The organism is Streptomyces sp. NPDC006655, from assembly GCF_040703965.1.
GTDB lineage: Bacteria > Actinomycetota > Actinomycetes > Streptomycetales > Streptomycetaceae > Streptomyces.
On the sequence record NZ_JBEYJU010000025.1, the window covers coordinates 64,461 to 85,417 of the forward strand.

The 20,957-nt window shown below is 72.4% G+C and carries 22 protein-coding genes; 9 read left to right on the forward strand and 13 right to left on the reverse strand.

From position 1 onward, the window contains the following. Nucleotides 1-41 precede the first annotated feature (41 nt). The 6 genes from AB0958_RS17040 (at nt 42) to AB0958_RS17065 (ending at nt 6,150) form a co-directional block, all read left to right on the forward strand. Nucleotides 42-1,424: a ferredoxin reductase family protein gene (locus AB0958_RS17040; RefSeq protein ID WP_366891215.1), complete on the forward strand. Its 1,383-nt coding sequence runs from the start codon at nt 42-44 to the stop codon at nt 1,422-1,424. A 46-nt stretch (nt 1,425-1,470) separates the two neighbouring features. Next, the gene (locus AB0958_RS17045) at nt 1,471-2,292 is read left to right on the forward strand and encodes an FMN-binding protein (protein ID WP_366891216.1); all 822 of its coding nucleotides are present in this window, start codon (nt 1,471-1,473) and stop codon (nt 2,290-2,292) included. 55 nt (nt 2,293-2,347) lie between these two features. Then, nucleotides 2,348-3,088, forward strand: a complete 741-nt coding sequence (locus tag AB0958_RS17050) for an FAD:protein FMN transferase (RefSeq protein WP_366891250.1) — start codon at nt 2,348-2,350, stop codon at nt 3,086-3,088. 156 nt (nt 3,089-3,244) lie between these two features. Next, entirely contained in the window at nt 3,245-3,433 is a 189-nt protein-coding gene (locus AB0958_RS17055) for a hypothetical protein (protein ID WP_366891217.1), read from the forward strand. Between the two features lie 78 nt (nt 3,434-3,511). Next, entirely contained in the window at nt 3,512-5,326 is a 1,815-nt protein-coding gene (locus AB0958_RS17060; RefSeq protein WP_366891218.1) for an ABC transporter ATP-binding protein, read from the forward strand. Then, the gene (locus AB0958_RS17065; RefSeq protein ID WP_366891219.1) at nt 5,323-6,150 is read left to right on the forward strand and encodes a serine/threonine-protein kinase; all 828 of its coding nucleotides are present in this window, start codon (nt 5,323-5,325) and stop codon (nt 6,148-6,150) included. Before AB0958_RS17060 ends, AB0958_RS17065 begins: the two co-directional genes overlap by 4 nt. A 1-nt stretch (nt 6,151) precedes the next feature. On the opposite strand, the gene AB0958_RS17070 is transcribed toward AB0958_RS17065, so the two are convergent. The 11 genes from AB0958_RS17070 to AB0958_RS17120 form a co-directional block, all read right to left on the reverse strand. Beyond that, nucleotides 6,152-6,889 (reverse strand): zf-HC2 domain-containing protein, encoded by a 738-nt coding sequence (locus tag AB0958_RS17070; protein WP_366891220.1) that lies wholly within the window; start codon nt 6,887-6,889, stop codon nt 6,152-6,154. Next, nucleotides 6,879-7,466 carry an RNA polymerase sigma factor gene (locus tag AB0958_RS17075; RefSeq protein ID WP_366891221.1) on the reverse strand — a complete coding sequence of 196 codons (588 nt, stop codon included), beginning with the start codon at nt 7,464-7,466 and terminating at the stop codon, nt 6,879-6,881. The genes AB0958_RS17070 and AB0958_RS17075 overlap by 11 nt, the downstream gene beginning before the upstream one ends. 109 nt (nt 7,467-7,575) lie before the next feature. Next, nucleotides 7,576-8,121, reverse strand: coding sequence for an arginine repressor (locus AB0958_RS17080; RefSeq protein WP_123978432.1), 546 nt, complete (start codon nt 8,119-8,121; stop codon nt 7,576-7,578). Nucleotides 8,122-8,128: 7 nt separating this feature from the next. Continuing rightward, a complete protein-coding gene (locus tag AB0958_RS17085; RefSeq protein WP_366891222.1) occupies nt 8,129-9,325 on the reverse strand; it encodes an acetylornithine transaminase in 1,197 nt (398 codons plus the stop codon). Further along, the gene (argB, locus tag AB0958_RS17090; RefSeq protein WP_366891223.1) at nt 9,322-10,224 is read right to left on the reverse strand and encodes an acetylglutamate kinase; all 903 of its coding nucleotides are present in this window, start codon (nt 10,222-10,224) and stop codon (nt 9,322-9,324) included. The genes AB0958_RS17085 and argB overlap by 4 nt, the downstream gene beginning before the upstream one ends. Further along, on the reverse strand, nt 10,221-11,396 hold the full coding sequence (gene argJ / locus AB0958_RS17095) for a bifunctional glutamate N-acetyltransferase/amino-acid acetyltransferase ArgJ (RefSeq protein ID WP_366891224.1): 1,176 nt from the start codon (nt 11,394-11,396) through the stop codon (nt 10,221-10,223). The genes argB and argJ overlap by 4 nt, the downstream gene beginning before the upstream one ends. Next, nucleotides 11,393-12,421 (reverse strand): N-acetyl-gamma-glutamyl-phosphate reductase, encoded by a 1,029-nt coding sequence (gene argC, locus AB0958_RS17100; protein WP_366891225.1) that lies wholly within the window; start codon nt 12,419-12,421, stop codon nt 11,393-11,395. Before argC ends, argJ begins: the two co-directional genes overlap by 4 nt. 65 nt (nt 12,422-12,486) lie before the next feature. Then, nucleotides 12,487-12,912, reverse strand: coding sequence for a GtrA family protein (locus AB0958_RS17105; RefSeq protein WP_366891226.1), 426 nt, complete (start codon nt 12,910-12,912; stop codon nt 12,487-12,489). Further along, nucleotides 12,912-13,886 carry a glycosyltransferase family 2 protein gene (locus tag AB0958_RS17110; RefSeq protein WP_366891227.1) on the reverse strand — a complete coding sequence of 325 codons (975 nt, stop codon included), beginning with the start codon at nt 13,884-13,886 and terminating at the stop codon, nt 12,912-12,914. The genes AB0958_RS17105 and AB0958_RS17110 overlap by 1 nt, the downstream gene beginning before the upstream one ends. Before the next feature lie 24 nt (nt 13,887-13,910). Then, the gene (locus AB0958_RS17115) at nt 13,911-16,532 is read right to left on the reverse strand and encodes a YfhO family protein (RefSeq protein WP_366891228.1); all 2,622 of its coding nucleotides are present in this window, start codon (nt 16,530-16,532) and stop codon (nt 13,911-13,913) included. A gap of 195 nt (nt 16,533-16,727) precedes the next feature. Further along, nucleotides 16,728-17,639 carry an EamA family transporter gene (locus AB0958_RS17120; RefSeq protein WP_366891229.1) on the reverse strand — a complete coding sequence of 304 codons (912 nt, stop codon included), beginning with the start codon at nt 17,637-17,639 and terminating at the stop codon, nt 16,728-16,730. Nucleotides 17,640-17,721: 82 nt separating this feature from the next. On the opposite strand from AB0958_RS17120, the gene AB0958_RS17125 reads away from it, so the two are divergent. The 3 genes from AB0958_RS17125 (at nt 17,722) to AB0958_RS17135 (ending at nt 19,733) form a co-directional block, all read left to right on the forward strand. Next, complete coding sequence (locus tag AB0958_RS17125; protein WP_366891230.1) at nt 17,722-18,660, forward strand: LysR family transcriptional regulator; 939 nt, start codon at nt 17,722-17,724, stop codon at nt 18,658-18,660. Between the two features lie 84 nt (nt 18,661-18,744). Further along, a complete protein-coding gene (locus tag AB0958_RS17130) occupies nt 18,745-19,179 on the forward strand; it encodes a carboxymuconolactone decarboxylase family protein (protein WP_366891251.1) in 435 nt (144 codons plus the stop codon). 110 nt (nt 19,180-19,289) lie between these two features. Further along, on the forward strand, nt 19,290-19,733 hold the full coding sequence (locus AB0958_RS17135; RefSeq protein WP_366891231.1) for a DUF6314 family protein: 444 nt from the start codon (nt 19,290-19,292) through the stop codon (nt 19,731-19,733). A gap of 31 nt (nt 19,734-19,764) precedes the next feature. On the opposite strand, the gene AB0958_RS17140 is transcribed toward AB0958_RS17135, so the two are convergent. Both AB0958_RS17140 and AB0958_RS17145 read right to left on the reverse strand, forming a co-directional pair. Next, nucleotides 19,765-20,358, reverse strand: a complete 594-nt coding sequence (locus AB0958_RS17140) for a histidine phosphatase family protein (protein ID WP_366891232.1) — start codon at nt 20,356-20,358, stop codon at nt 19,765-19,767. Nucleotides 20,359-20,473: 115 nt separating this feature from the next. Beyond that, on the reverse strand, nt 20,474-20,920 hold the full coding sequence (locus AB0958_RS17145; RefSeq protein ID WP_366891233.1) for a GNAT family N-acetyltransferase: 447 nt from the start codon (nt 20,918-20,920) through the stop codon (nt 20,474-20,476). Nucleotides 20,921-20,957 lie beyond the last annotated feature (37 nt).

Sequence of the window (20,957 nt, forward strand, 5' to 3'; positions counted from 1 at the left end):
ACGTACCTGTGGGCCAAGGGTCAATTCCCCACGGAGGAACCGTGACCACCACACTCGCAGGCGGACGTGCCGCCCGCCGCCAGACGATGCGCCGCATCCGCCCGCGCCGCTCCCCGGCCGTACCGCTGCTGCTCGCCGTGTGGGCGGGCGCGGCGGCCGTGCTCTGGCTGTGGTGGCACAACACCCCGTCCATCGCCGACACCAACGGCAAGATACTCAACGCGGGCCGCATCACCGGTCTGCTGGCCGGCTACCTGATGGCACTGGTCGTGCTGCAGATGGCCCGGGTGCCGGCGCTGGAGCGGCGGGTCGGCTCCGACCGCGTCGCCCGCTGGCACGCGATGAGCGGCCGCTACACGCTCTGCCTGGTCTTCGCGCACGTCTTCCTCATCATGTGGGGCTACGCGCTCCAGGCGGGCAAGACGCTGAACGACATCGTCCAGCAGACGATCGACTCCATCAACCAGCTGCCCGACATGGGCAAGGCCGCCATCGGCACCGGTCTCTTCGTCGTCATCGGCCTGACCTCGATCGGCCCGGTCCGGCGCAGGCTGCCGTACGACACCTGGTACCACGTGCACGTGCTCACCTACGGCGCGGTGTTCCTGACGTTCTGGCACCAGATCACCACCGGCAACGACTTCGCCCTCACCCCGGCCGCCAAGACCTTCTGGTACGGCCTCTACGGCGCCGTCACCCTGCTGGTCGTCTGGTACCGGATCCTCACCCCGATCCGGCTCAACCTGCGGCACCGGATGCGGGTCGAGGCGGTCATCGAGGAGACGCCGGGCATCGTGTCGGTGCTGATCGGCGGGCGCAAGCTGCACCGGATGGGCGCGGAGGCCGGCCAGTTCTTCCGCTGGCGGTTCCTGGCGCCCGGGATGCGGTTCAGCTCGCACCCGTACTCCCTGTCGGCGGCCCCCCGCCCCGACATGCTGCGGATCACCGTCAAGGCGATCGGCGACCACAGCGCGCGGCTGCGCGAACTGCGGCCCGGAACCAAGGTGTGGGCCGAAGGGCCGTACGGGGCGATGACCGCGTCCCGGCGCAGTCGCGGCAAGGTCCTGCTGGTGGCGGGCGGCGTCGGGATCACGCCCATGCGGGCGCTGTTCGAGACCCTGCCCGGCGCCGCGGGCGACCTGACCCTGCTCTACCGGGCCAACACCACGCAGGACCTGGCCCTGTGGGACGAACTGGCGAAGATCGCCGAGGAGCGCGGGGCCCGGCTGATGTACGCGGTCAACAGTCCGCAGGGCGAGCGTCCCGACATCTCCGCGGAGAACCTCCAGCGGAAGATCCCGGACATCGACGACCACGACGTCTTCATGTGCGGCCCGCCCGGGTTCGCGCAGGGCGTGTACGAAGCACTGCGCGGCGCGGGGGTCCCCGCCCGCCGCATCCATCACGAGTCGTTCGAGATGTGAGCGACGGGACCACACGGGAATCCAGGGAATCAGGAGTTCGGGAACGATGAGGAAGAGTCACCCCATCAGGCGTGTGGTGCTGGCCACCGCGGCGACCGTGTCCGGTGTCGTGCTGCTGCTGTCGCTGAAGCCGTCGTCGGACCCGGCGGCCGCGTCCGCGGCGGGCGCGGCGCCGTCGGCCGCGGCGGCCGGGCAGGAGTCGCCGCAGGGCGGCACCGGAGCCGCCGGCGCCACGACCGTGGACGGGGCCGCGACCCAGACGCAGTACGGGGTCGTGCAGGTCCGGCTGACCGTGGCCAACGGCAAGATCACCCAGGCCCAGGCGATCCAGGCACCCAAGGGCGGCACCAGCGACCAGAAGACCGCGTTGTCGGTGCCGCAGCTCAACAAGGAGGCGGTGGCGGCGCAGAGCGCGAACATCGACTCCGTGTCCGGGGCGACGTACACGAGCACCGGGTACAAGCAGTCGCTGCAGTCGGCGCTGGACAAGGTGAAGCAGGCGGCCTCCTCGTCGTCGTCCTCCGGCTCGTCCTCGGGTTCCTCTTCGGGGTCCTCTTCGTCGGGGTCCTCTTCGTCGGGGTCCGCGCAGGCGCAGGCGAAGACGGTGACCGGGCAGGTCGCGCAGACCCAGTACGGGGCCGTCCAGGTCCGGATCACCGTCGCGGGCGGGAAGATCACCAAGGCGGAGGCCGTCCAGGCCCCCAAGGGCGGTCTCAGCGACCAGAAGACGGCGCTGGCCGTGCCGCAGCTCAACAAGGAGGCGGTGGCGGCCGGCAACGCGAACATCGACTCCGTCTCCGGCGCCACCTACACCAGCACCGGCTACAAGCAGTCGCTGCAGTCGGCGCTGGACCAGGCAGGTGGCTGAGGCGGTGGCGGAGCCCGCGGAGGCGCCCGCCGCGGTGCGGCACGCGGAGGAGGTCATGGGGACCGTCTTCTCCTTCGACGTCCGCGGCGGGGATCCGGAAGCGGTACGGGCCGCCCTGGACGAGGCGGTGGCCGGGCTGCACCGGGTCGACGAGGTGTTCAGCACCTACCGCGACAGCAGCCAGGTGTCCCGGCTGGCGCGGGCGGAGATCGACGTCGCGCAGTGCGATCCCGAGGTCGCCGAGGTGCTGGCACTGGCGGCCGAGGCGGAGCGGGTGAGCGACGGCTGGTTCAGCACGCGCTACCGGGGCCCGCTCGATCCCACCGGCATCGTCAAGGGCTGGTCGGCGGAGCGGGCGGCCCGGGCGCTCGCAAGGGTGGCCGGGGTCAGCGGCGTCAGCGTCAACGGCGGCGGCGACGTGCAGATGTTCGGCGCGCCGGAGCCCACGCGGGCGTGGCGGGTGGGCATCGCGGACCCGCTGCGGCCCGGCGGGCTGGCGGCGGTCATCTCCGCGGCGGGCGTGACCGAGTTGTCGGTCGCGACCTCGGGCACGGCGGAGCGGGGCGCCCACATCGTCGATCCGCGGACGGGCAGGTCGGCGGTGACGGACCTGGTGGCGGTGACGGTGGTGGGCCCGCGACTGACGTGGGTGGACTGCTGGGCCACGGCGGCGTTCGCGATGGGGTCGCGGGCCGGGCTGGCCTTCCTGGAGTCGCTGCCGGACGTGGAGGGGCTGCTGATCACGGCCGGTGACGAGGTGCGGTGCACCGGGGGACTCGCGGCGCGGCTCGGCTGAGGGGACGAGGCAGCACCGAGCGCACAGAGCAGCGCCGGGTGTCGGAGCAGCGCCGGGTGTCGCCGAGCGAGCTTTTTTCACTTTTGTCCCGCGGATCGCCATCCATATCCCTTCCTCCCCCGTATCCCCTATGAAGCAAGTTTCGGGAGGAACACCATGGCCATCTTCAGCAATCTGTTGCCGGCGATGCACCGCCACCACGACCACGGCTCGTCCGGCCACGGCGACGAACACGGCGACTTCGGCGGCGACCGGCACGGCGACCGGCACGGCGACGAACACGGCGACTTCGGCGGCGACCGCCATGGCGGCGGCGGCGACCGGCACGGCCACAACGGCTACTGACCGCAGCGGGAAGGGTGAGCGGACCGGCTACCGGGGCAGCCGGTCCGCGCCGCCGCCTGCTCACGAGGAACTCCCGCCATGGCGCATGTCCTGCGGCGTCTGCTGTCACCCGCCGTCCCCTCCGAGGGCGTGGTCGCGGCCGCGCCCGCGGTCGCCCCGCGCGAGGTGTTCCGGCGGTTCTGGCCGTACACCCGCGGCGGCCGCCACTGGCTGGTGCCCGTCGTCCTGCTGAGCCTGACCGCTCCCGCCGTCGACGCGGCCGAACTCTGGCTCTTCAAGCTCGTCATCGACGACGTGCTCGTCCCCCGCGACCTGCGGCCCTTCCTGTGGATCGCGCCGGCCTTCCTCGCCCTCGTCATCTGCTCCGGCATGCTCCGCTTCGCCGACGACGTGACGTCCACCTGGGTCGGCGAACGCTTCCTGCTCGCGCTGCGCTCCGACGTCTTCCGGCATGTCCAGGGGCTGTCGCTCGGCTTCTTCGAGCGTCGCAGGCTCGGGGACGTGCTGTCCCGGATCACGGGTGACGTCGACGCGGTGGAGACCTTTCTGCTCTCGGGTGTCGCCGACGCCCTGTACTACGTGATCCGGCTCGCGGTCTTCGTCGGTCTGCTGTTCTACCTGCGCTGGGACCTGACCCTGCTCTCGCTCGCGGTCGTGCCGCTCTTCTGGGGCTGCGCCCGGCACTTCTCCCGGCTCATCAAGGACGCGTCACGGGAACGCAGACGGCGCTCGGGTTCGCTCAGCGCGGTCGCCGAGGAGTCACTGGGCAACGTCGCGCTGGTGCAGGCGTACAACCGGCAGGGCTGGGAGGCGAGCCGGTTCGAGCAGGAGAGCGTCGGCAGGTTCCGGGCGGCGATGGCCTCGGCACGGATCCGCGCGGTCTACCGCCCCGTCGTGGAGATCATCGAGGTGTCGGGCGGCCTCGTGGTGCTGGGTCTCGGCACCTGGAAGCTGGCCCAGGGCCAGCTCACGCTCGGCGGGCTGCTGGTGTTCCTCGCCCTGATCGGCAAGCTCTACGGCCCGGTCCACGGCCTGTCCGGACTCGGCACCACCTTCTACGCGGCCTCCGCCTCGGCGGAACGGATCATCGAACTCCTCGACCAGCGGCCCCAGGTGGCCGAGGCACCGCACCCCCGGCGGATCGGACGGGCGCACGGCGCCGTCGAGTTCGACGGGGTGTGGTTCCGCTATCCCGGTACGGCGGCCCACGCGCTGGCGGACGTGTCCTTCCGGGTGGCGCCCGGGGAGACGCTGGCACTGGTCGGGGCGAGCGGGGCGGGCAAGTCCACGGTCGCGAAGCTCCAGTTGCGGTTCTACGACCCGGACCGGGGCGCGGTCCGCCTCGACGGTGCCGACCTGCGCGAGCTGAGCCTCGCCGACGTGCGGGAGAGCGTGGCGGTGGTGCTCCAGGAGACGCTCGTCTTCCACGGCACCGTGCGGGAGAACATCGCCTACGGCAGGCCCGCGGCCACCGACGCGGAGATCGTCACGGCGGCCCGGGCGGCGGACGCGCACGAGTTCGTCGAGCGGCTCCCGCAGGGCTACGACACCCTCGTGGGCCAGCGCGGCCGGACGCTCTCCGGGGGCCAGTGCCAGCGGCTGGCGATCGCCCGGGCGATGATCCGCAACGCTCCGGTGCTGCTGCTGGACGAGCCGACCGCGGGGCTCGACGCCGGGTCGGGGCGGCGGATCATGGAGCCGCTGCGGCGGCTGATGGCCGGGCGGACGACCGTGGTCATCTCCCACAACCTGCTGACCGTCCGCGACGCCACCCGGATCGTGGTGCTCGACCACGGCCGGGTCGTGGAGGACGGGGCGCACGCGGAGCTGCTCGGGCGCGAGGGGCCGTACGCCCGGCTGCACCGGCTGCACGCGGGAGCGGTGCTGTCATGAGCTTCGCGGGCGGGGCGCCACCGCTGGCGCCGGGCACGGAACCGGTCCCGGGGTACGAGGTGCTGGCCCATCTCACCCGGACCGGGTGGCTGGACGTCCACGACGCCTGGAGCGCGGAGCGGTACTGCCGGTGCGTGATCAAGGTGGTGCGTCCCGACCGGCGGGGCGAGCGGGGGCTGGGCGCGCGGCTGCTGCGGGAGGGCCGCCGCCTGCGGGACCTCAGTCATCCGCATCTGGTCCGCGGTTACGACGTCTTCGGCTCCCCCGAGCCGCTCGTCGTCCTGGAGACGCTGACCGGTGAGACGCTCTCCCATCTGCTGCACCGGCTGCGGCGGCGGCCGTCCGCCGCCGATGTGGCGCTGCTCGGGGTGCAGTTGTGCTCGGCGGTGCACTATCTGCACGGGCGGGGCCTGCTGCACCTGGATCTCAAGCCGGCCAACGTGGTGGTGGAGCGCGGTCACGTCAAGGTGCTCGACCTGAGCGTGGCCCGGCCCCCCGGGCCCGCGCCCGCGGGTCTCGGCACCCGCGGCTACCGCGCTCCCGAACAGCTGCGGGACGGGATCCTGACGCCCGCCGCCGACGTGTGGGGCATCGGCGTCGTCCTCCACGAGGCGGCCTGCGGAACCGGTGTGCCGGAGCCCGGCGGGAGCGGGCCGCGGTGCCCGCCGCGGCCGGCGCCGGTCTCCTCGCTGCGGCGGCTGCCCCGCGCTCTCGCGGCGGCCGTCGACGGGTGCCTGCGGACGGATCCGGCGAGCCGTCCCGGGGTCGCCGAGCTGGCCGCCGAGCTGGAGGCGGTCCTGCCGTCACCGGCCCGCGGCCGGTGAGTCACGTCAGCGGTGTCACCACCTTGCCCCGGTGCAACTGGGCGGTGGCGAGGACGGTCCCGTCGGCGGAGGTCAGGCGGGCGCCGGAGTACCTGGCGAGGTCGACGGGGACCGCCACGCCCCAGTCGGCGCGTCCGTGGCGCAGCGGGAAGTCGCCGACCCGGGTGGTCGTACCGTCGGCGCGGGCGAGGAGGCAGGTGACCCGGCCGGGGCGCGCGGGTCCTTCGAGGGCGACGGACACGAACATCCAGGCGGGGCTGCCGGGATGGGCGTAGACCTCGCCGACCGGCTGCCCGCCGCCGGTCGGAATCATGTCCCCGACCAGGACGGGTTCGGACTCGACGGCGGCCGGTGGCGGGGCGGTGGCCTCCTCGACGACGGTGCCGATCCCCCAGCCGGCGAATCCGACCGCGACGGCGAGGGCGGCGGCGGCCGTGGCCAGTCGCAGCCGGGCCCGCCGGGCGCGGCCGCGCAGGCGCTGCCGGTCCCCTTCCGGCCCGGTCGCCATCTCGGCGAGGCTGCGCGCCACCCGGGACTCGAAGCCGGGCGGTGGCTCGCTCTCCGGCAGCAGGCCGATCAACCGGTCGCCGATCCCGGTCAGTTGGCGAACGTATTCGCGGCAGTCCGCACACCCGTCGAGGTGGGCGAGGGCCTCGGCCCGCTCACGGCCGGGCAGCACGCCCAGGGCCAGCTCGGCGCCGTCCTCCCGCAGCTTCTCGCAGGGTGCGTCACCGGTCATCGCCGCCTCCCTCCGGAGCCGTGAGTGCGGTGCGGAGCCTTGCCATCGCCGTCCTGATCCGGGTCTTGGCGGTGCCCAGCGGGATCTGCTCCGCGTCGGCGACCTGCTGGGCCGTCATGCCGTAGATGCCTGCCAGCATCAGGGCCCTGGCCTGTTCCCTGGGCAGCCGGCCGAGGGCGGCCCGGAGCTGGGTGGAGGCCTCGTCGGCCAGCGCCCACCGTTCGGGGGTCTCGGTGACGGCCTCCAGGAGGGGGTCGAGGTCCTCGGGTGCCATCGGCTCCGTCCGGCGGGCGCGGACGGCGTCGACGGCGAGGTTGTGCGCGATGGTCGTCAGCCAGGTGGTGACCGAGCCACGGCGCGGGTCGTAGATCTGGGCGTGCCGCCAGGCACGCTCGAAAGTCTGCTGGGCGATGTCCTCGGCGAGCTGCTGGTCCCCGGTGACGGCCATGGCGACGCCGAAGACCCGCTGCTGGAACCTCCGTACGAAGATCACCGCGAGCTCCGGGTCGCCGGTCGCCAGTCCGGACAGCAGAGCCTCGTCCGGGAGGCGGCCGACGGGGAACCGGAAGCCCGTCACACCTCTGTATACGTTGGACGGACGCCAAGGGATTGCCCGCCCGCCCGGCCGCTCGCCGCGGAAGATCACATACTCATTGTCCGTCGGCGGGCCGGGCCCCGCACGCGGGTCAGTGGCCGTTCTGGGCCAGGCGCAGCAGGTGGTCCGCGAGGGCCTGGCCGCCGGTCGGCTCACGGCTGATGAGCAGCAGGGTGTCGTCGCCCGCGATGGTGCCCAGGATGTCGTGCAGCTCGGCCTGGTCGATCGCCGAGGCGAGGAACTGGGCCGCGCCGGGCGGGGTGCGCAGCACGACCAGGTTCGCCGACGCCTCGGCGGAGATCAGCAGTTCCTGGGAGAGGCGGCGCATCCGCTCCTCCTTGGCCGACTCCCCCAGCGGGGCGCGGGGGGTGCGGAAACCGCCCTCGCTGGGCACCGCGTAGATGAGCTCGCCGTCGGTGTTGCGGATCTTCACCGCGTTCAGCTCGTCGAGGTCCCGGGAGAGCGTCGCCTGGGTGACGGTGAGCCCGTCGTCGGCCAGCAGCTTGGCGAGCTGGCTCTGCGAGCGCACCGGCTGCCGGTTGAGGATGTCCACGATCCGGCGGTGCCGGGCGGTCCGGGTCTGCGGCACCGCGGCCCCCGTGCCGCCCGACTGGTCGAACTCCTGCGCCTGGCTCATCGTCGTCTCATTCTCCGGATCGTCCGTCCCCGCTCGCTGCGTCGAGGATGCCGGGCAGGGCCCCGAGCAGCGCGTCCGCCTCGGCGTCGCGGAGGTTCAGCGGCGGCATCAGCCGTACGACGTCGGGAGCGGGCGCGTTCACCAGGAACCCGGCCTCCTGAGCCGCCTGCTGCACCTGCGCTGCGCGCGGCTCGGTGAGCACGATACCCAGGAGGAGACCCGCCCCCCGGACATAATCGATCAACCCGTGGCCCAGACCCTCGATTCCGTCGCGCAACCTGCCGCTCTGCCGCTTGACGTTCTCCAGCAGCCCCTCGTTCTCGATGGTGTCGAGGACGGCGAGCCCGGCGGCGCAGGCGACCGGGTTGCCGCCGAAGGTGGTGCCGTGGTGGCCGGGCTGGAGCAGGTCGGCGGCGCGGCCGAAGGCCACGGTCGCGCCCAGCGGCAGTCCGCCGCCGAGCTGCTTGGCGAGGGTGACGACGTCGGGCAGCACGCCCTCGTGGGCCTGGTACTCGAACCAGGTGCCGGTACGGCCGATGCCGGTCTGCACCTCGTCGAGGACGAGCAGGGCGCCGGTGGCGGCGGTGATCGCGCGGGCCGCCTTGAGGTAGCCGGCCGGGGGGACGACCACGCCGTTCTCGCCCTGGACGGGTTCGATGACGACGAGGGCGGTCTCCTCGGTGACCGCGGCCGCCAGCGCCTGTGCGTCGCCGTAGGGCACGTGGGTGACGTCGCCGGGCAGCGGGCGGAACGGGTCCTGCTTGGTGGGCTGTCCGGTGAGCGCGAGGGCGCCCATGGTCCGGCCGTGGAAGCCGCCGTCGGTGGCGACCATGTGGGTCCGCCCGGTCAGCCGGCCGATCTTGAAGGCGGCCTCGTTGGCCTCGGCGCCGGAGTTGCAGAAGAAGACCCTGCCGTCCCGGCCGAAGAGCTGGATCAGCCGTTCGGCGAGGGCGACGGTGGGCTCGGCCATGAAGAAGTTGGAGATGTGGCCGAGGGACGCGATCTGCCTGCTGACGGCCTCGACGACCGCGGGGTGGGCGTGGCCGAGCGCGTTGGTGGCGATGCCGCCGACGAAGTCGTGGTACTGCCGTCCCTCGGTGTCCCAGACCTTGACGCCCTCGCCGCGCACCAGGGGCAGCCGCGGGGTGCCGTAGTTGTTCATGAGCGTGCCCTGCCACCGCGCGGTCAGTTCCTGGTTGCTCATGACTCCCCCTCCGCGTCCGGCACGACCATCGTGCCGATGCCTTCGTCCGTGAAGATCTCCAGCAGGATCGAGTGCTGGACCCGGCCGTCGATGACGCGGGCGGTGGTCACGCCGTTGCGTACGGCGTGCAGGCAGCCCTCCATCTTCGGCACCATGCCGGAGCTCAGGTCCGGCAGCAGCTTCTCCAGTTGGGAAGCGGTGAGGCGGCTGATCACCTCGTCGGAGTTCGGCCAGTCCTCGTAGAGGCCCTCCACGTCGGTGAGGACCATGAGGGTTTCGGCGCCCAGCGCAGCAGCGAGTGCCGCAGCCGCCGTATCAGCATTGACGTTGTAGACATGCCCGTCGTCCTGGGAGCGGGCGATGGAGGAGACGACCGGGATCCGGCCGTCGGCGAGCAGTGCCTCGATCGCGCCCGTGTCGATCGCGGTGATCTCGCCGACCCGCCCGATGTCGACGCGTTCGCCGTCGATCTCGGGCGTGTGCTTGGTGGCGGTGATGGTGTGGGCGTCCTCGCCGGTGAGTCCGACGGCGAGCGGCCCGTGCTGGTTGAGCAGGTTGACCAGCTCCCGCTGGACCTGCCCGGCGAGCACCATCCGTACGACGTCCATGGCGTCCTCGGTGGTGACCCTGAGGCCGGCCTTGAACTCGCTGACGATGCCGTGCTTGTCGAGGGCGGCGCTGATCTGCGGGCCGCCGCCGTGCACGACGACCGGCTTGAGGCCGGCGTGGTGCAGGAAGACGACGTCCTGCGCGAAGGCGGCCTTGAGGTCCTCGTCGATCATGGCGTTGCCGCCGAACTTGATCACGACGGTCCTGCCGTTGTGCCGGACCAGCCACGGCAGCGCCTCGATGAGGATCTGCGCCTTGGGCAGCGCGGTGTGCCTACGCGTGGTGCTCATGACGAATAAGCGCTGTTCTCGTGGACGTAGTCGGCGGTCAGGTCGTTGGTCCAGATGGTGGCGGTCTCGGTGCCGGCGGCGAGGTCGGCGACGATGTGCACCTCGCGGTAGCGCATGTCGACCTTCTCGCGGTCCTCGCCCACGCCGCCGTTCTTGCAGACCCAGACGCCGTTGATGGCGACGTTGAGCCGGTCCGGCTCGAAGGCGGCCTTCGTCGTGCCGATCGCGGAGAGCACGCGGCCCCAGTTGGGGTCCTCGCCGTGGATGGCGCACTTGAGGAGGTTGTTGCGGGCGATGGACCGGCCCACCTCGACGGCGTCGTCCTCGGAGGCGGCGTTGACCACTTCCACCTTGATGTCCTTGCTGGCGCCCTCGGCGTCCCGGATCAGCTGCTGACCGAGGTCGTCGCAGACGGCCCGGACGGCCTCGGCGAACTCCGCGTACTCCGGGGTGACGCCGGCCGCACCGGAGGCGAGCAGCAGCACGGTGTCGTTGGTGGACATGCAGCCGTCGGAGTCGACGCGGTCGAAGGTGGTCCGGGTGGCGGCCCGCAGCGCCCTGTCCAGCACCTCGCTCTCCACGACCGCGTCCGTGGTGAGGACGACCAGCATGGTGGCGAGTCCGGGGGCGAGCATGCCGGCGCCCTTGGCCATCCCGCCGACGGTCCAGCCTCCCCCAGACTCCGTCCGGGGGGACCCCCAGGTGACGACCGAGGTCTTGTGCACGGTGTCGGTGGTCTTGATGGCGATGGCGGCCTTCTCGCCGCCGTGCTCGCTGAGGGCGGCGGCCGCGGTCTCCACCCCCGGCAGCAGCTTGTCCATGGGCAGCAGGACGCCGATCAGGCCGGTGGAACAGACCGCGACCTCGATGGCACCGCGCCCCAGCACCTCGGCGACCTTCTCGGCGGTGGCGTGGGTGTCCTGGAAGCCCTTGGGGCCGGTACAGGCGTTGGCGCCGCCGGAGTTCAGGACGACGGCCGAGACCTGGCCGCTCTTGAGAACCTGCTCGGACCACAGCACCGGCGCGGCCTTGACGCGGTTGGAGGTGAAGACGCCCGCGGCGGCGCGGCGCGGCCCGGTGTTGACCACGAGGGCCAGGTCCGGGTTGCCGTTCTCCTTGATCCCGGCGGCGATGCCCGCGGCCGTGAATCCCTTCGCTGCCGTCACGCTCACGGCGCAACTCCGATCGTGGTCAGCCCGGTGGTCTCGGCGAGACCCAGGGCGAGGTTCATGCTCTGGACGGCACCGCCCGCGGTGCCCTTGGTCAGGTTGTCGATGGCACTGATCGCGATGATGCGGCCGACGGCCTCGTCGAAGGCGACCTGCACCTGAACGGCGTTGGAACCGTGGACGGACGCGGTGGCCGGCCACTGTCCCTCGGGGAGCAGGTGGACGAAGGGCTCGTCGGCGTAGGCCTTCTCGTAGACCGCGCGCAGGGACTCGGCGGTCACCCCGGCCACGGCCTTGGCACTGCACGTGGCGAGGATGCCGCGGGGCATCGGCGCGAGCGTCGGGGTGAAGGAGACGGCGATCCGCTCCCCCGCCGCCGCGCTCAGGTTCTGGATCATCTCGGGGGTGTGCCGGTGGCCGCCGCCGACGCCGTACGGCGTCATCGAGCCCATGACCTCGCTGCCCAGCAGGTGCGGCTTGGGTGCCTTGCCCGCGCCGGAGGTGCCGGACGCGGCGACGATCACCGCCTCGGGCCCGGCGATCCGGGCCGCGTAGGCCGGGTAGAGGGCGAGGGAGACGGCGGTGGGGTAGCAACCGGGCACCGCGATGCGCTTGGACCCCTCCAGCGCGGCGCGGGCACCCGGCAGTTCGGGGAGGCCGTAGGGCCAGGTGCCGGCGTGCGGGGAACCGTAGAAGCGCTCCCAGTCGGCCGGGTCCTTCAGACGGAAGTCGGCGCCCATGTCGACGACGAGGACGTCCGGGCCGAGCTGCTCGGCGACGGCGGCGGACTGCCCGTGCGGGAGCGCGAGGAAGACGACGTCGTGCCCGGCGAGGGCCTCGGGGGTCGTCTCCGCGAGCACCCGGTCTGCGAGCGGCAGCAGGTGCGGCTGGAGCGCGCCCAGGCGCTGGCCCGCGTTGGAGTTGCCGGTCAGGGTGCCGATCTCGACCTCGGGGTGCGCGAGGAGCAGCCGCAGGACCTCTCCGCCCGCGTACCCGCTCGCTCCGGCCACCGCCGCACGTACCGCCATGTCCATCCTCCTCTGGATGGCATGACTATACGGTTCGATGCACGTTTATGCAACAGAGCGCAGGACTATGCGGCCTCGACCTTCGGCAGCATGACCCACCGCGACACCACGAACGTCACCGGGATCGCCGCCGCCGACGCCATCAGCGGCGCGAACTCGCTTCCCACGTGGAGTACGTCGACGATCACGTACACCCCCGCCGTGGTGATCACGAAATTCGTCGCGTTGGTCAGCGGGAAGAGCAGGAATTTCCGCCAGGTGGGACGGATCCGGTAAGTGAATCGAGCATTGAGAAAGAACGAGCCGACCATGCTGAGCAAGAAGGCGATAACGTGCGCGGCGAGATATGGCAAATACCTGAGAAAAAGCAGGTAAAGCCCGTAGTAGGTCGCGGTGTTGACGACACCCACCGCCGCGAAGGTGATGATCTGTCCCGATATTGGACGTGGAGGTCTGGTGGTCGTCGGGGCGGTCGACAGGGCGTTCGGCATCAGGGGATGAGGTCCTTCGTCGTGCCGCGGGTGCGGTCTTCCGTACGGTCCACGTTCGTCGCCTTCACCAGGAAGTGCGGGCGCCCCTTGACCTCGTAGTAGATCCGGCCGGTGTACTCGCCGATGACCCCGAGCATGATCATCTGGACGCCGGCCAGGGCGGTGACGGCTGTAATGATGGTGACATAGCCGGGCGTCTGCACGCCGTTGATCATCGCGGCGCCCACGATCCACGCCGTGTACGCGCCGGCGAGGGCCAGCAGGGTCATGCCGAGGTAGAGCGCGGCGCGCAGCGGACGGTTGTTGAAGGAGAGCAGCCCGTCGAGGCCGTAGTTGAGCAGGCTGCGGAACGACCAGGAACTGCTGCCGTGCTCGCGCACCGCGTTCTCGTACTCGAAGGTGGTGCTGGGGAACCCGACCCAGGCGAACAGGCCCTTGGAGAAACGGTTGTACTCGGTGAGGCTCACGATCGCGTCCACCACGCGGCGCGACATCAGCCGGAAGTCGCCCACGCCGTCGACGAGTTCGACGTCGACCAGCCGGTTGATGAGCCGGTAGTAGAGGCGGGCGGTGAGGGTGCGGGTGAAGCGGTCGCCCTGCCGGGTCCGCCTGGCGATGGCCTGGTCGTAGCCCTCGCCGCGCAGCTCCACCATCCGCTTGATGAGCTCCGGCGGGTGCTGGAGGTCGGCGTCCATGACGATCACGGCGTCGCCGGTGGCGTGCTTCAGGCCGGCGAGCAGGGCCGACTCCTTGCCGAAGTTGCGGCTGAAGGAGACGTACCGGACGCGTGAGTCGACGTCGGCGATCCGGCTCAGCAGGGTCAGCGTGCGGTCGCGGCTGCCGTCGTCGACGTAGACGAACTCCATGTCGTGGCCGAGCGGCAGGAGTTCGTCGGCGATCTTCTGGACCTGCTCGTGGAAGCGCTCGATGACGTCTTCCTCGTTGTAGCAGGGCGCGACGATCGATATCAGCATGGGTTCTTCTCCCCTGGGGACGGGTCAGTGAGCGGTGACCGTGCGCTCGCCGGGGCGGGCGGCGGTTCTGCGGCGGACGGCCGGGACGGCGCCGATCAGGAGCAGCGCCAGCAGCGAGGCGCCGCCGACGGCGGCGCCCAGGCGCAGGCCGGGAGGGTGGAAGGTGCAGGTGAGGCTGGTGGCGGAGCCGTCCAGGGGGACGGCGATCAGGCCGTAGAACTCGCCCGCCGGCGTCTCGTGGCCGCCGGCGGAGCAGCGCCAGCCGGCGATGCGCGGGGCGGCCACCACGGCGGTCCCCCTGCTGCCTGCGGGCAGCCGGGCGTGCACGGTGCCGTCGGAGACGGACATCTCCGTCGCGCCCGTGGACCTCAGGTGCCGGACCGCGGCGCGCAGCCGCGCGGTGTCGAGACAGCCGACCGCCCCCCGGGCCGGGACCCGGCCGGGAAGGTCGGGCCGCAGCTCGATCCGGACCCGCCCGGTGGCGGGAACCGTGCCGAGCGGCTGCATCGCGGCGATCTTCGTGTTCTCGGGGTCGGACCGGTAGAGCTGCTGTCCGCCGCCACCGGGCAGCCGGGCGGTGCCGGAGTAGTGCGGCGCCCACAGGAAGACCTCGCTCCCGGGCCGGCAGCGCGCGGTGAGCGTCGCGGCCGCGTCCACCAGCGTCCCCCGCACCTCGTCGTCCTGCCGGCCGGCGCCGAGGGTGGTGCGGGGCAGGGTGTAGACGCGGGCGCCGAGCAGCAGTTCCTGGTTGCGGTAGGGCGAGGGGCCGAAGGCGGCGGGGGTGGTCCGGGGCGCGGCCGGCCGGACGGTCACCAGCGGCGGGACGTCCTGGCGGGTGACGGTCGTCGTGCCGCCGCCCTGGGGCAGCCACTTCTGGTGCGGGTCCGGCGGGTTGTGCAGCCGGGCGCCCACCGAGAACAGCGCGTCGGTGACCGGGTTGTCGAGGGTCTGCAGGCTGCGTGCGTGCGAGGTCCAGCCGCCGCCGAGCGCGGTGAGGGTGCGGCTGAGGACGTCGGAGGTGAGGCTGCTGTAGTACTGGGCGCCCTGGCCGCCGACCACCATCGGGTCGTTGCCGACCGTCTGCTCCCGGCCGGGGTCCGTGCGGTACCGCGGCCAGGCGTCGGCCCGGGCGACGGCGTCCGCCTCCCGCTGCTGGCGGTCGCCCCAGGGGGCGTAGTCGTCCATCTCGTTGAGGCGCCGGTGGGTGGCCACGGCGGAGGTGGCGGCGGCCTCGCCGAACTGCGCGCCGATCAGCAGCAGCGCGGCGAGCCCGACCAACGCGGGCCGGCCGTTCCCGAGGGCGAGGAGGGCGAGGCCGCCCAGCGCACCCGCGGCGGCCAGCGCCACGATCGGCCAGGTGAAGTGGGGGTGCCGGTGGATCAGCGGGCTGCGGCCGGCCACGGCGGCGATCAGGACCAGCAGCACGGCCGCCGCGCCGAGGGCCCGCCGGTCCGGCGCCCCGTCGGCGAGGGCGTGCCAGGCGGCGATGACCAGCAGGGCGCAGCACACGAACGCCTGGCGGTAGGAGCTGCCGTTCGGGACGGCGAAGGCGTGCCAGGCGAGGCTGGTCGGCGCCCATTGAAGGGAGAGGGCGACCGCGAGCACGAGCCCGGTCCAGCCCGCCCGCACCTTGACCGGGACCGCGCGGTGGAACGGCAGGGCCAGGGCGAGGACGAGCGCGGTGATTCCGACGTAGAGGGCCGGGGAGGCGTAGCTGTAGGTGGTCGGCAGCAGCCGGGCGAGCAGGTCCTCGGTGCTGACGGGGGCGAACTGGCCCTCACGGCCCGGGTAGGCGTGCTTGGTGCCGAAGTACACGACGACCACCAGCGGCGCGGCCAGTCCGATGCCGAGCCCGACGGTCACCGCGGCCCGGCCCACCACGGCCAGGGCGCGCCGCCAGGGCAGTTCGGCCAGCACCAGCCGGAGCAGCAGCACCAGGGCGGCGCCGAGGGTGGCCATGTAGGCGGTGTAGAAGTTGGCGATCCAGGCCAGCGCCACGATCACCACGCCGAGCAGCGGGCGCCGGCCGGTCATGAGCCACTCGCCGACCAGGCAGAGCAGCGGCAGCGCGATCAGACCGTCCAGCCACATCGGGTTGTACGAGGCGAGCGCGAGGCTCCAGCCGCACAGCGCGTAGGAGGCGCCCAGCAGACCGGCCGCCCACCAGCGGCCCCGGCGCAGGGTGAGCAGCAGCCAGGCCATGGCGGCGCCGGCCGTCGCCGTCTTCAGCACGGTGATCGTGTACACCGCGAGGTCGATCTCGTCGCGCGGGAACACCGCGACCAGCAGGGCGAACGGGCTGCTGAGATAGGTGCCGACGTCCGGCAGGAAGCTGGAGCCGTAGCCGGACTGCCAGTTGACGAGGAGCCCGCCGTCGGCCCTGCCGTGCAGCAGGTCCCAGAGGTGGGCGTGGAAGGGCACGTACTGGTTGCCGAGGTCGTTGACGTCGCGGGTGCGGGGGCCGAAGGGGTAGCTGCGGGCCGCTACGTCGGCGGCGCAGAACGCGACGGTGGTGAGGAGGGCCGCGAGCAGGGCGGCGGACGTTCTCGGACGATCGGCGAGCCGCCGCGCCGGACCGGTCCTCGTCTTTATGTCTCCTGCCGGTTTCACCCCCTGTTCGCGCTCGGTCAGGGTAGTGCGATTCATTCCGTGCGGCCCCCAGAGAAATAACGGGGACGTCACTCCCCGCTGGTCTTTGTTTCGCCGACTTAGACGGGTGGAGGTTCGTGATGGTTGTGTCTCGCATATGAAATGACAACTCCAATTCCGAAACCACGTGCCACAGGGAAAGAATTCACGACTTCACAGGAAACAAAAGCTTTCGGGGAAATGTTTTTCAGGTTAACGCCCTCGTGAGAGGCCCCCGGCGACCCTCATGGGAGCCGCGTACGCGGACGCGGACCGGTGGACACGTTCGATTGATCTGCCCCAGTACGTCCCCACCACGATCAGTGCGGCTCCCAGCGCGGAGAGCACGGTGAGGCGTTCGCCGCCGAACCCGATGCCGACCAGCAGGGCCCACACCGGCTCGGTACCGAGGAGCAGCCCGGCCCGGGTCGCGGAGGTGCGCTGGATCGCCCAGGTCTGGGCGAGGAACGCGAACAGGCCGCAGCCCAGCGCCAGATAGAGGAGCTGCGCCCAGGTGACGGCGCCGGTCCTGGCGAGCGCCGGCAGGCCGGACGCCGCCGGCCCGAGGAAGAGGACCGCGCCGGCCACGCTCTGCACCGCCGTCAGCGGCAGCGGACGCAGGGTGCGGCCCGCGGTCACCCGCCCGACCAGCACCACGTGCCCCGACCGGGCCACCGCCGCCGCCAGCATCAGCAGGTCGCCCGCGCCGGGGGCGTGCAGCCCGCTGCCGCACACGAGCAGCCCGACCCCGGCTACGCAGACAGCGGCGGCGAGGAAGAACCTCCCCGGCGGCCGCGCGCGATCCAGGACCGGGGTGAGCACCAGGGTGAGGCTGATGATCAGGCCCGCGTTCCCGGCGCTGGTGTGGGCGACGCCGTAGGTCTCCAGGACGAGGACGGCGGACTGGGTGAGCCCGAGCAGACCGCCGCAGAACCTCTCGGCGCGGCTGGGGGAACCGGGTCCGCACAGCACGGGGAGGCAGGCGAGCGCGGCGACGGCATGTCGCAGGAGGAGGACGGTCAGTACGGGGAGGGCGTCCGTGGCCGTCTTCGCTGTCAGGTAGCTGGAGCCCCAGACGACGGCGACGGCCAGCAGCACCCCATCGGTACGGCGGCTGGTCGGCATGCCGTTCACGATCCCCGGACCTGCATGTTGAAGTAAATGCCCAGTTCGTGAACCAATCTTTTAGCGGGGCTACACTCTGGTCGTGGACGAGCGGCAGTTGCGGGTCCTGCGCGAGCTGGGCGAGCTGGGCAGCGTCACGGCGGTCGCCGAGGCGCTGCGGGTCACGCCCTCGGCGATCTCGCAGCAGCTGCGCCTGTTGCAGCGCTCGATCCCGGTCCCGCTCACCGAGCGCGCGGGGCGTCGGCTGGTCCTCACGGCGGCCGGGCAGGCGCTGGCCGACGCGGCGATCGGTGTGGAGACGGCACTGGCCCGGGCCCGCCACACCGTCGAGGAGTACGTCGAGGAGCCCGCGGGCACGGTGTCCCTGGCCGCCTTCCACAGCGGGGCGGCCGCCTTCTACCCACTGTTGCTGCGACGGCTGCGGGCACCGGACTCCCCTCGGCTCGCCCTGCACGACGAGGACGTGGCGCAGGCCGACTTCCCGCCCCTGACCCGCGTCCACGACCTGGTCGTCGCCCACCGTCTCGAACACGCCCCGCCCTGGCCGCGCACCGCGACGGTCACCCCGCTGCTGCGCGAGCCCCTGGACATCGCCCTGCCCGTCGGCCACCCCCTGGCGGCCCGGTCCGCCCTGACCGCCGAGGACGTCGCCGGCGAGCCCTGGATCAGCGTGCACGACGGTTTCCCGCTCCTGGCGACCGTCGACGCCATCTCCGCCGCGGCCGGCCGCCGGGTCGAGATCCTCCACCGGGTCAACGAGATCGCGGTGGTCGCGGAGGTGGTCGCGGCGGGCGGCGGGATCGCCCTGATGCCCCGCTGGACGTCGCGCCCGCACCCGGGTGTCGTCCTCAGAGCACTCGACGGTATCGAGGTCCACCGCCACATCGACGTCCTCCACCGCCCCGAACGCACGGCGCGCCGGGCGGTGCGGACCGTTCTCCGCGAACTCCTCGCCGCCGCGGACACCGTCCGGGGCCAGGGCGCGGGCTGGGCGGATCGCCACGCTGCGGGTGCCGGGTGAGCGCTGCGCCGGCTTGACCTGGAGCACGCTCCAACTCCTAGCGTTCTCGTCGTGACCGTCGCCGAGGAGAACGGAAGAACCGGCATGAGCGAGAGCACGACCCGTGAAGAGCGTTTCGCCCAGGGCCTGGAGGTCATGGGCCAGGTCGCCGGCGGCGCCGCACCCCAGGTTCTCGACGCCCTGGCCGACACCAGTCCCGAGCTGGGTCACCAGGTGGTCGCCTGGGGCTTCGGGGAGATCTACTCCCGCCCCCAGCTGCCGCCCCGCGACCGGCAGTTGGTGACGCTGGGCATCCTCACCGCGCTGGGCGGCTGCGAGCCCCAGCTGGAGGTGCACATCAACTTCTCCCTCAACGCGGGCCTCACCCCGGAGGAGATCGTGGAGGCGCTGCTGCACTCCGCCGGGTACTGCGGTTTCCCGCGGGCGCTGAACGCCACCCTGGTCGCGAAGAAGGTGTTCGGCGAGCGTGGGCTGCTCCCGGTCGGGGAGCGGCCCGCGCCCGGCACCGACGTCGCTTAGGGCCCTAGAAGGCTGTCAGCCTTCTAGAGGGTCGAGGTCGAGAGGGACGCGGGCACGGCGGGGGCGGTGCGCTGTGCGCTGTGCTCGCCGGGTGCGAGGAGGTGAGGGACGTGGACGGGTTCTGGCCGGTGCCGGACGTGCTGGCCCATCTGGCCGGGCGGTGGCGGGTCGAGCGGACCGTGCGGGACCTGGCGGGCGGGGACGAGGGGCGGTTCGAGGGGACCACCGTGTTCCGGCCGCTGGACGGGGGCGGGCTGCTGCACGAGGAGTCGGGGACGTTCACCTGGCAGGGGGTGGCGCGGCCCGCCGAGCGGACGCTGCGGTTCCTGCCGGGCGCGCGGCCGGGGACGGCGGACGTGCGGTTCGCCGACGGGCGGCCCTTCCACGACCTGGACCTGACGTCGGGCCGGTACGTCGCCGACCACCCCTGCGCGGCCGACCTCTACCGGGGCGAGTTCACGGTCCGGGACGCCGACCGCTGGCGGACGGTGTGGCGGGTGGGCGGTCCCGCGAAGGACCTGGTCCTGACGACCGACTACACGCGCGAGGAGTGACCGGGGCCGCGCGCGCCGGCGCCGGGCGGGGCTACGTGCGCGGGGGCTGCGGCGGCACGGCGTCGAAGCGGAGGTTCCAGCGGCCGGCGAGGCCCGTGACGGTGGTCGTCGACAGCGGGCGGACGTCGATGTTCCAGTAGGTCGAGGGCGGGGCCTTGAGGGCGTAGACGACGGCGGCGCGGATCACCGAGGGTTCGGCGACGGCGACGATCCGGCCGCCGTCGCCCACCGGGCGGGTGTCCAGCCAGCCGCCCACCCGGGAGATGAACCCCAGCAGCGACTCACCGCCGTGCGGGACGGCACGCGGGTCGGCGAGCCAGGCGTCCACCAGGTCCGGCTCCCGTGCCATCGCCTCGCCGAGCGTCAGCCCGCGCCAGCGGCCCATGTCGCAGTCGCGCAGGGCGAGCTGGACCAGCGGGGCGTACCCGAGGCCCTCCCCGGTCGCCCGGCTTCGTGGGGTCGGTGAGCAGTAGCGCAGCTCGGCCGCCGCCAGCGGCAGCAGCTCGGGGACGACGCGCTGCACCTCCTGCCAGCCCGCCTGGTCCAGCGGGCGGTCGTCCTCGAAACGCTCGGCGAGCATCGGTGAGCTGCGCGCGGCCGCGACGAACGTGACCCGTAGTGACATGCGGCGATGGTGTGACGCCCATGTGCGCAGGTCAAGAGCGTTCGGTCGGTTGGTTGCCGAGGTGGGGGAAATGTTACCCAGTGGTCAGGAGGTGTCCGACAAGTCGGCCGTAATGTCACTCCGGTACCGGGTAGTACAACGCCATCCACTGGTCCGGGTGTTCGAGCGGGGCGAATCCGAGCTTCGCGTAGACGCCGTGGGCGTCATGGGTGGCCAGCAGCACCCGGCGCACCCCGGACGGCCGCAGGTGTTCGCGGATCGCCCCGACCATCGCCGTGCCGACGCCCTTGCCGCGCACCGTCGGGTCGACGTACACGTCGGCGAGCCAGGCGAACAGCGCGTGGTCGGTCACCACGCGCGCGTACGCCACCTGCTCGCCGGTGACGGTGTCGTACACCCCGAAGTTGAGGGACCCCGACATCGCCCGGCGCTGCTGTTCCAGCGGGCGGCCGGTCGCCCAGTAGGCGTCGGTGGACAGCCAGCGGTGGACGCGGTCGACGTCCACCCGGTCGGTGTCGGCGGAGAACTCGTAGCCCTCGGGGAGGCCGGGTGCGTCACTCATGCGGGGATCCTCGCGGCTGGGGCGCGGCGGCGTCGAT

Bases quoted from the DNA above. Each gene is read 5' to 3' on its own strand.
- AB0958_RS17045 (WP_366891216.1), top strand. From the start codon at position 1,471: ATGAGGAAGAGTCACCCCATCAGGCGTGTGGTGCTGGCCACCGCGGCG.
- AB0958_RS17050 (WP_366891250.1), top strand. From the start codon at position 2,348: ATGGGGACCGTCTTCTCCTTCGACGTCCGCGGCGGGGATCCGGAAGCG.
- AB0958_RS17055 (WP_366891217.1), top strand. From the start codon at position 3,245: ATGGCCATCTTCAGCAATCTGTTGCCGGCGATGCACCGCCACCACGAC.
- AB0958_RS17060 (WP_366891218.1), top strand. From the start codon at position 3,512: ATGGCGCATGTCCTGCGGCGTCTGCTGTCACCCGCCGTCCCCTCCGAG.
- AB0958_RS17065 (WP_366891219.1), top strand. From the start codon at position 5,323: ATGAGCTTCGCGGGCGGGGCGCCACCGCTGGCGCCGGGCACGGAACCG.
- AB0958_RS17070 (WP_366891220.1), bottom strand. From the start codon at position 6,889: ATGACCGGTGACGCACCCTGCGAGAAGCTGCGGGAGGACGGCGCCGAG.
- AB0958_RS17080 (WP_123978432.1), bottom strand. From the start codon at position 8,121: ATGAGCCAGGCGCAGGAGTTCGACCAGTCGGGCGGCACGGGGGCCGCG.
- AB0958_RS17085 (WP_366891222.1), bottom strand. From the start codon at position 9,325: ATGAGCAACCAGGAACTGACCGCGCGGTGGCAGGGCACGCTCATGAAC.
- argB (WP_366891223.1), bottom strand. From the start codon at position 10,224: ATGAGCACCACGCGTAGGCACACCGCGCTGCCCAAGGCGCAGATCCTC.
- argC (WP_366891225.1), bottom strand. From the start codon at position 12,421: ATGGCGGTACGTGCGGCGGTGGCCGGAGCGAGCGGGTACGCGGGCGGA.
- AB0958_RS17105 (WP_366891226.1), bottom strand. From the start codon at position 12,912: ATGCCGAACGCCCTGTCGACCGCCCCGACGACCACCAGACCTCCACGT.
- AB0958_RS17110 (WP_366891227.1), bottom strand. From the start codon at position 13,886: ATGCTGATATCGATCGTCGCGCCCTGCTACAACGAGGAAGACGTCATC.
- AB0958_RS17115 (WP_366891228.1), bottom strand. From the start codon at position 16,532: ATGAATCGCACTACCCTGACCGAGCGCGAACAGGGGGTGAAACCGGCA.
- AB0958_RS17120 (WP_366891229.1), bottom strand. From the start codon at position 17,639: ATGCCGACCAGCCGCCGTACCGATGGGGTGCTGCTGGCCGTCGCCGTC.
- AB0958_RS17130 (WP_366891251.1), top strand. From the start codon at position 18,745: ATGAGCGAGAGCACGACCCGTGAAGAGCGTTTCGCCCAGGGCCTGGAG.
- AB0958_RS17140 (WP_366891232.1), bottom strand. From the start codon at position 20,358: ATGTCACTACGGGTCACGTTCGTCGCGGCCGCGCGCAGCTCACCGATG.
- AB0958_RS17145 (WP_366891233.1), bottom strand. From the start codon at position 20,920: ATGAGTGACGCACCCGGCCTCCCCGAGGGCTACGAGTTCTCCGCCGAC.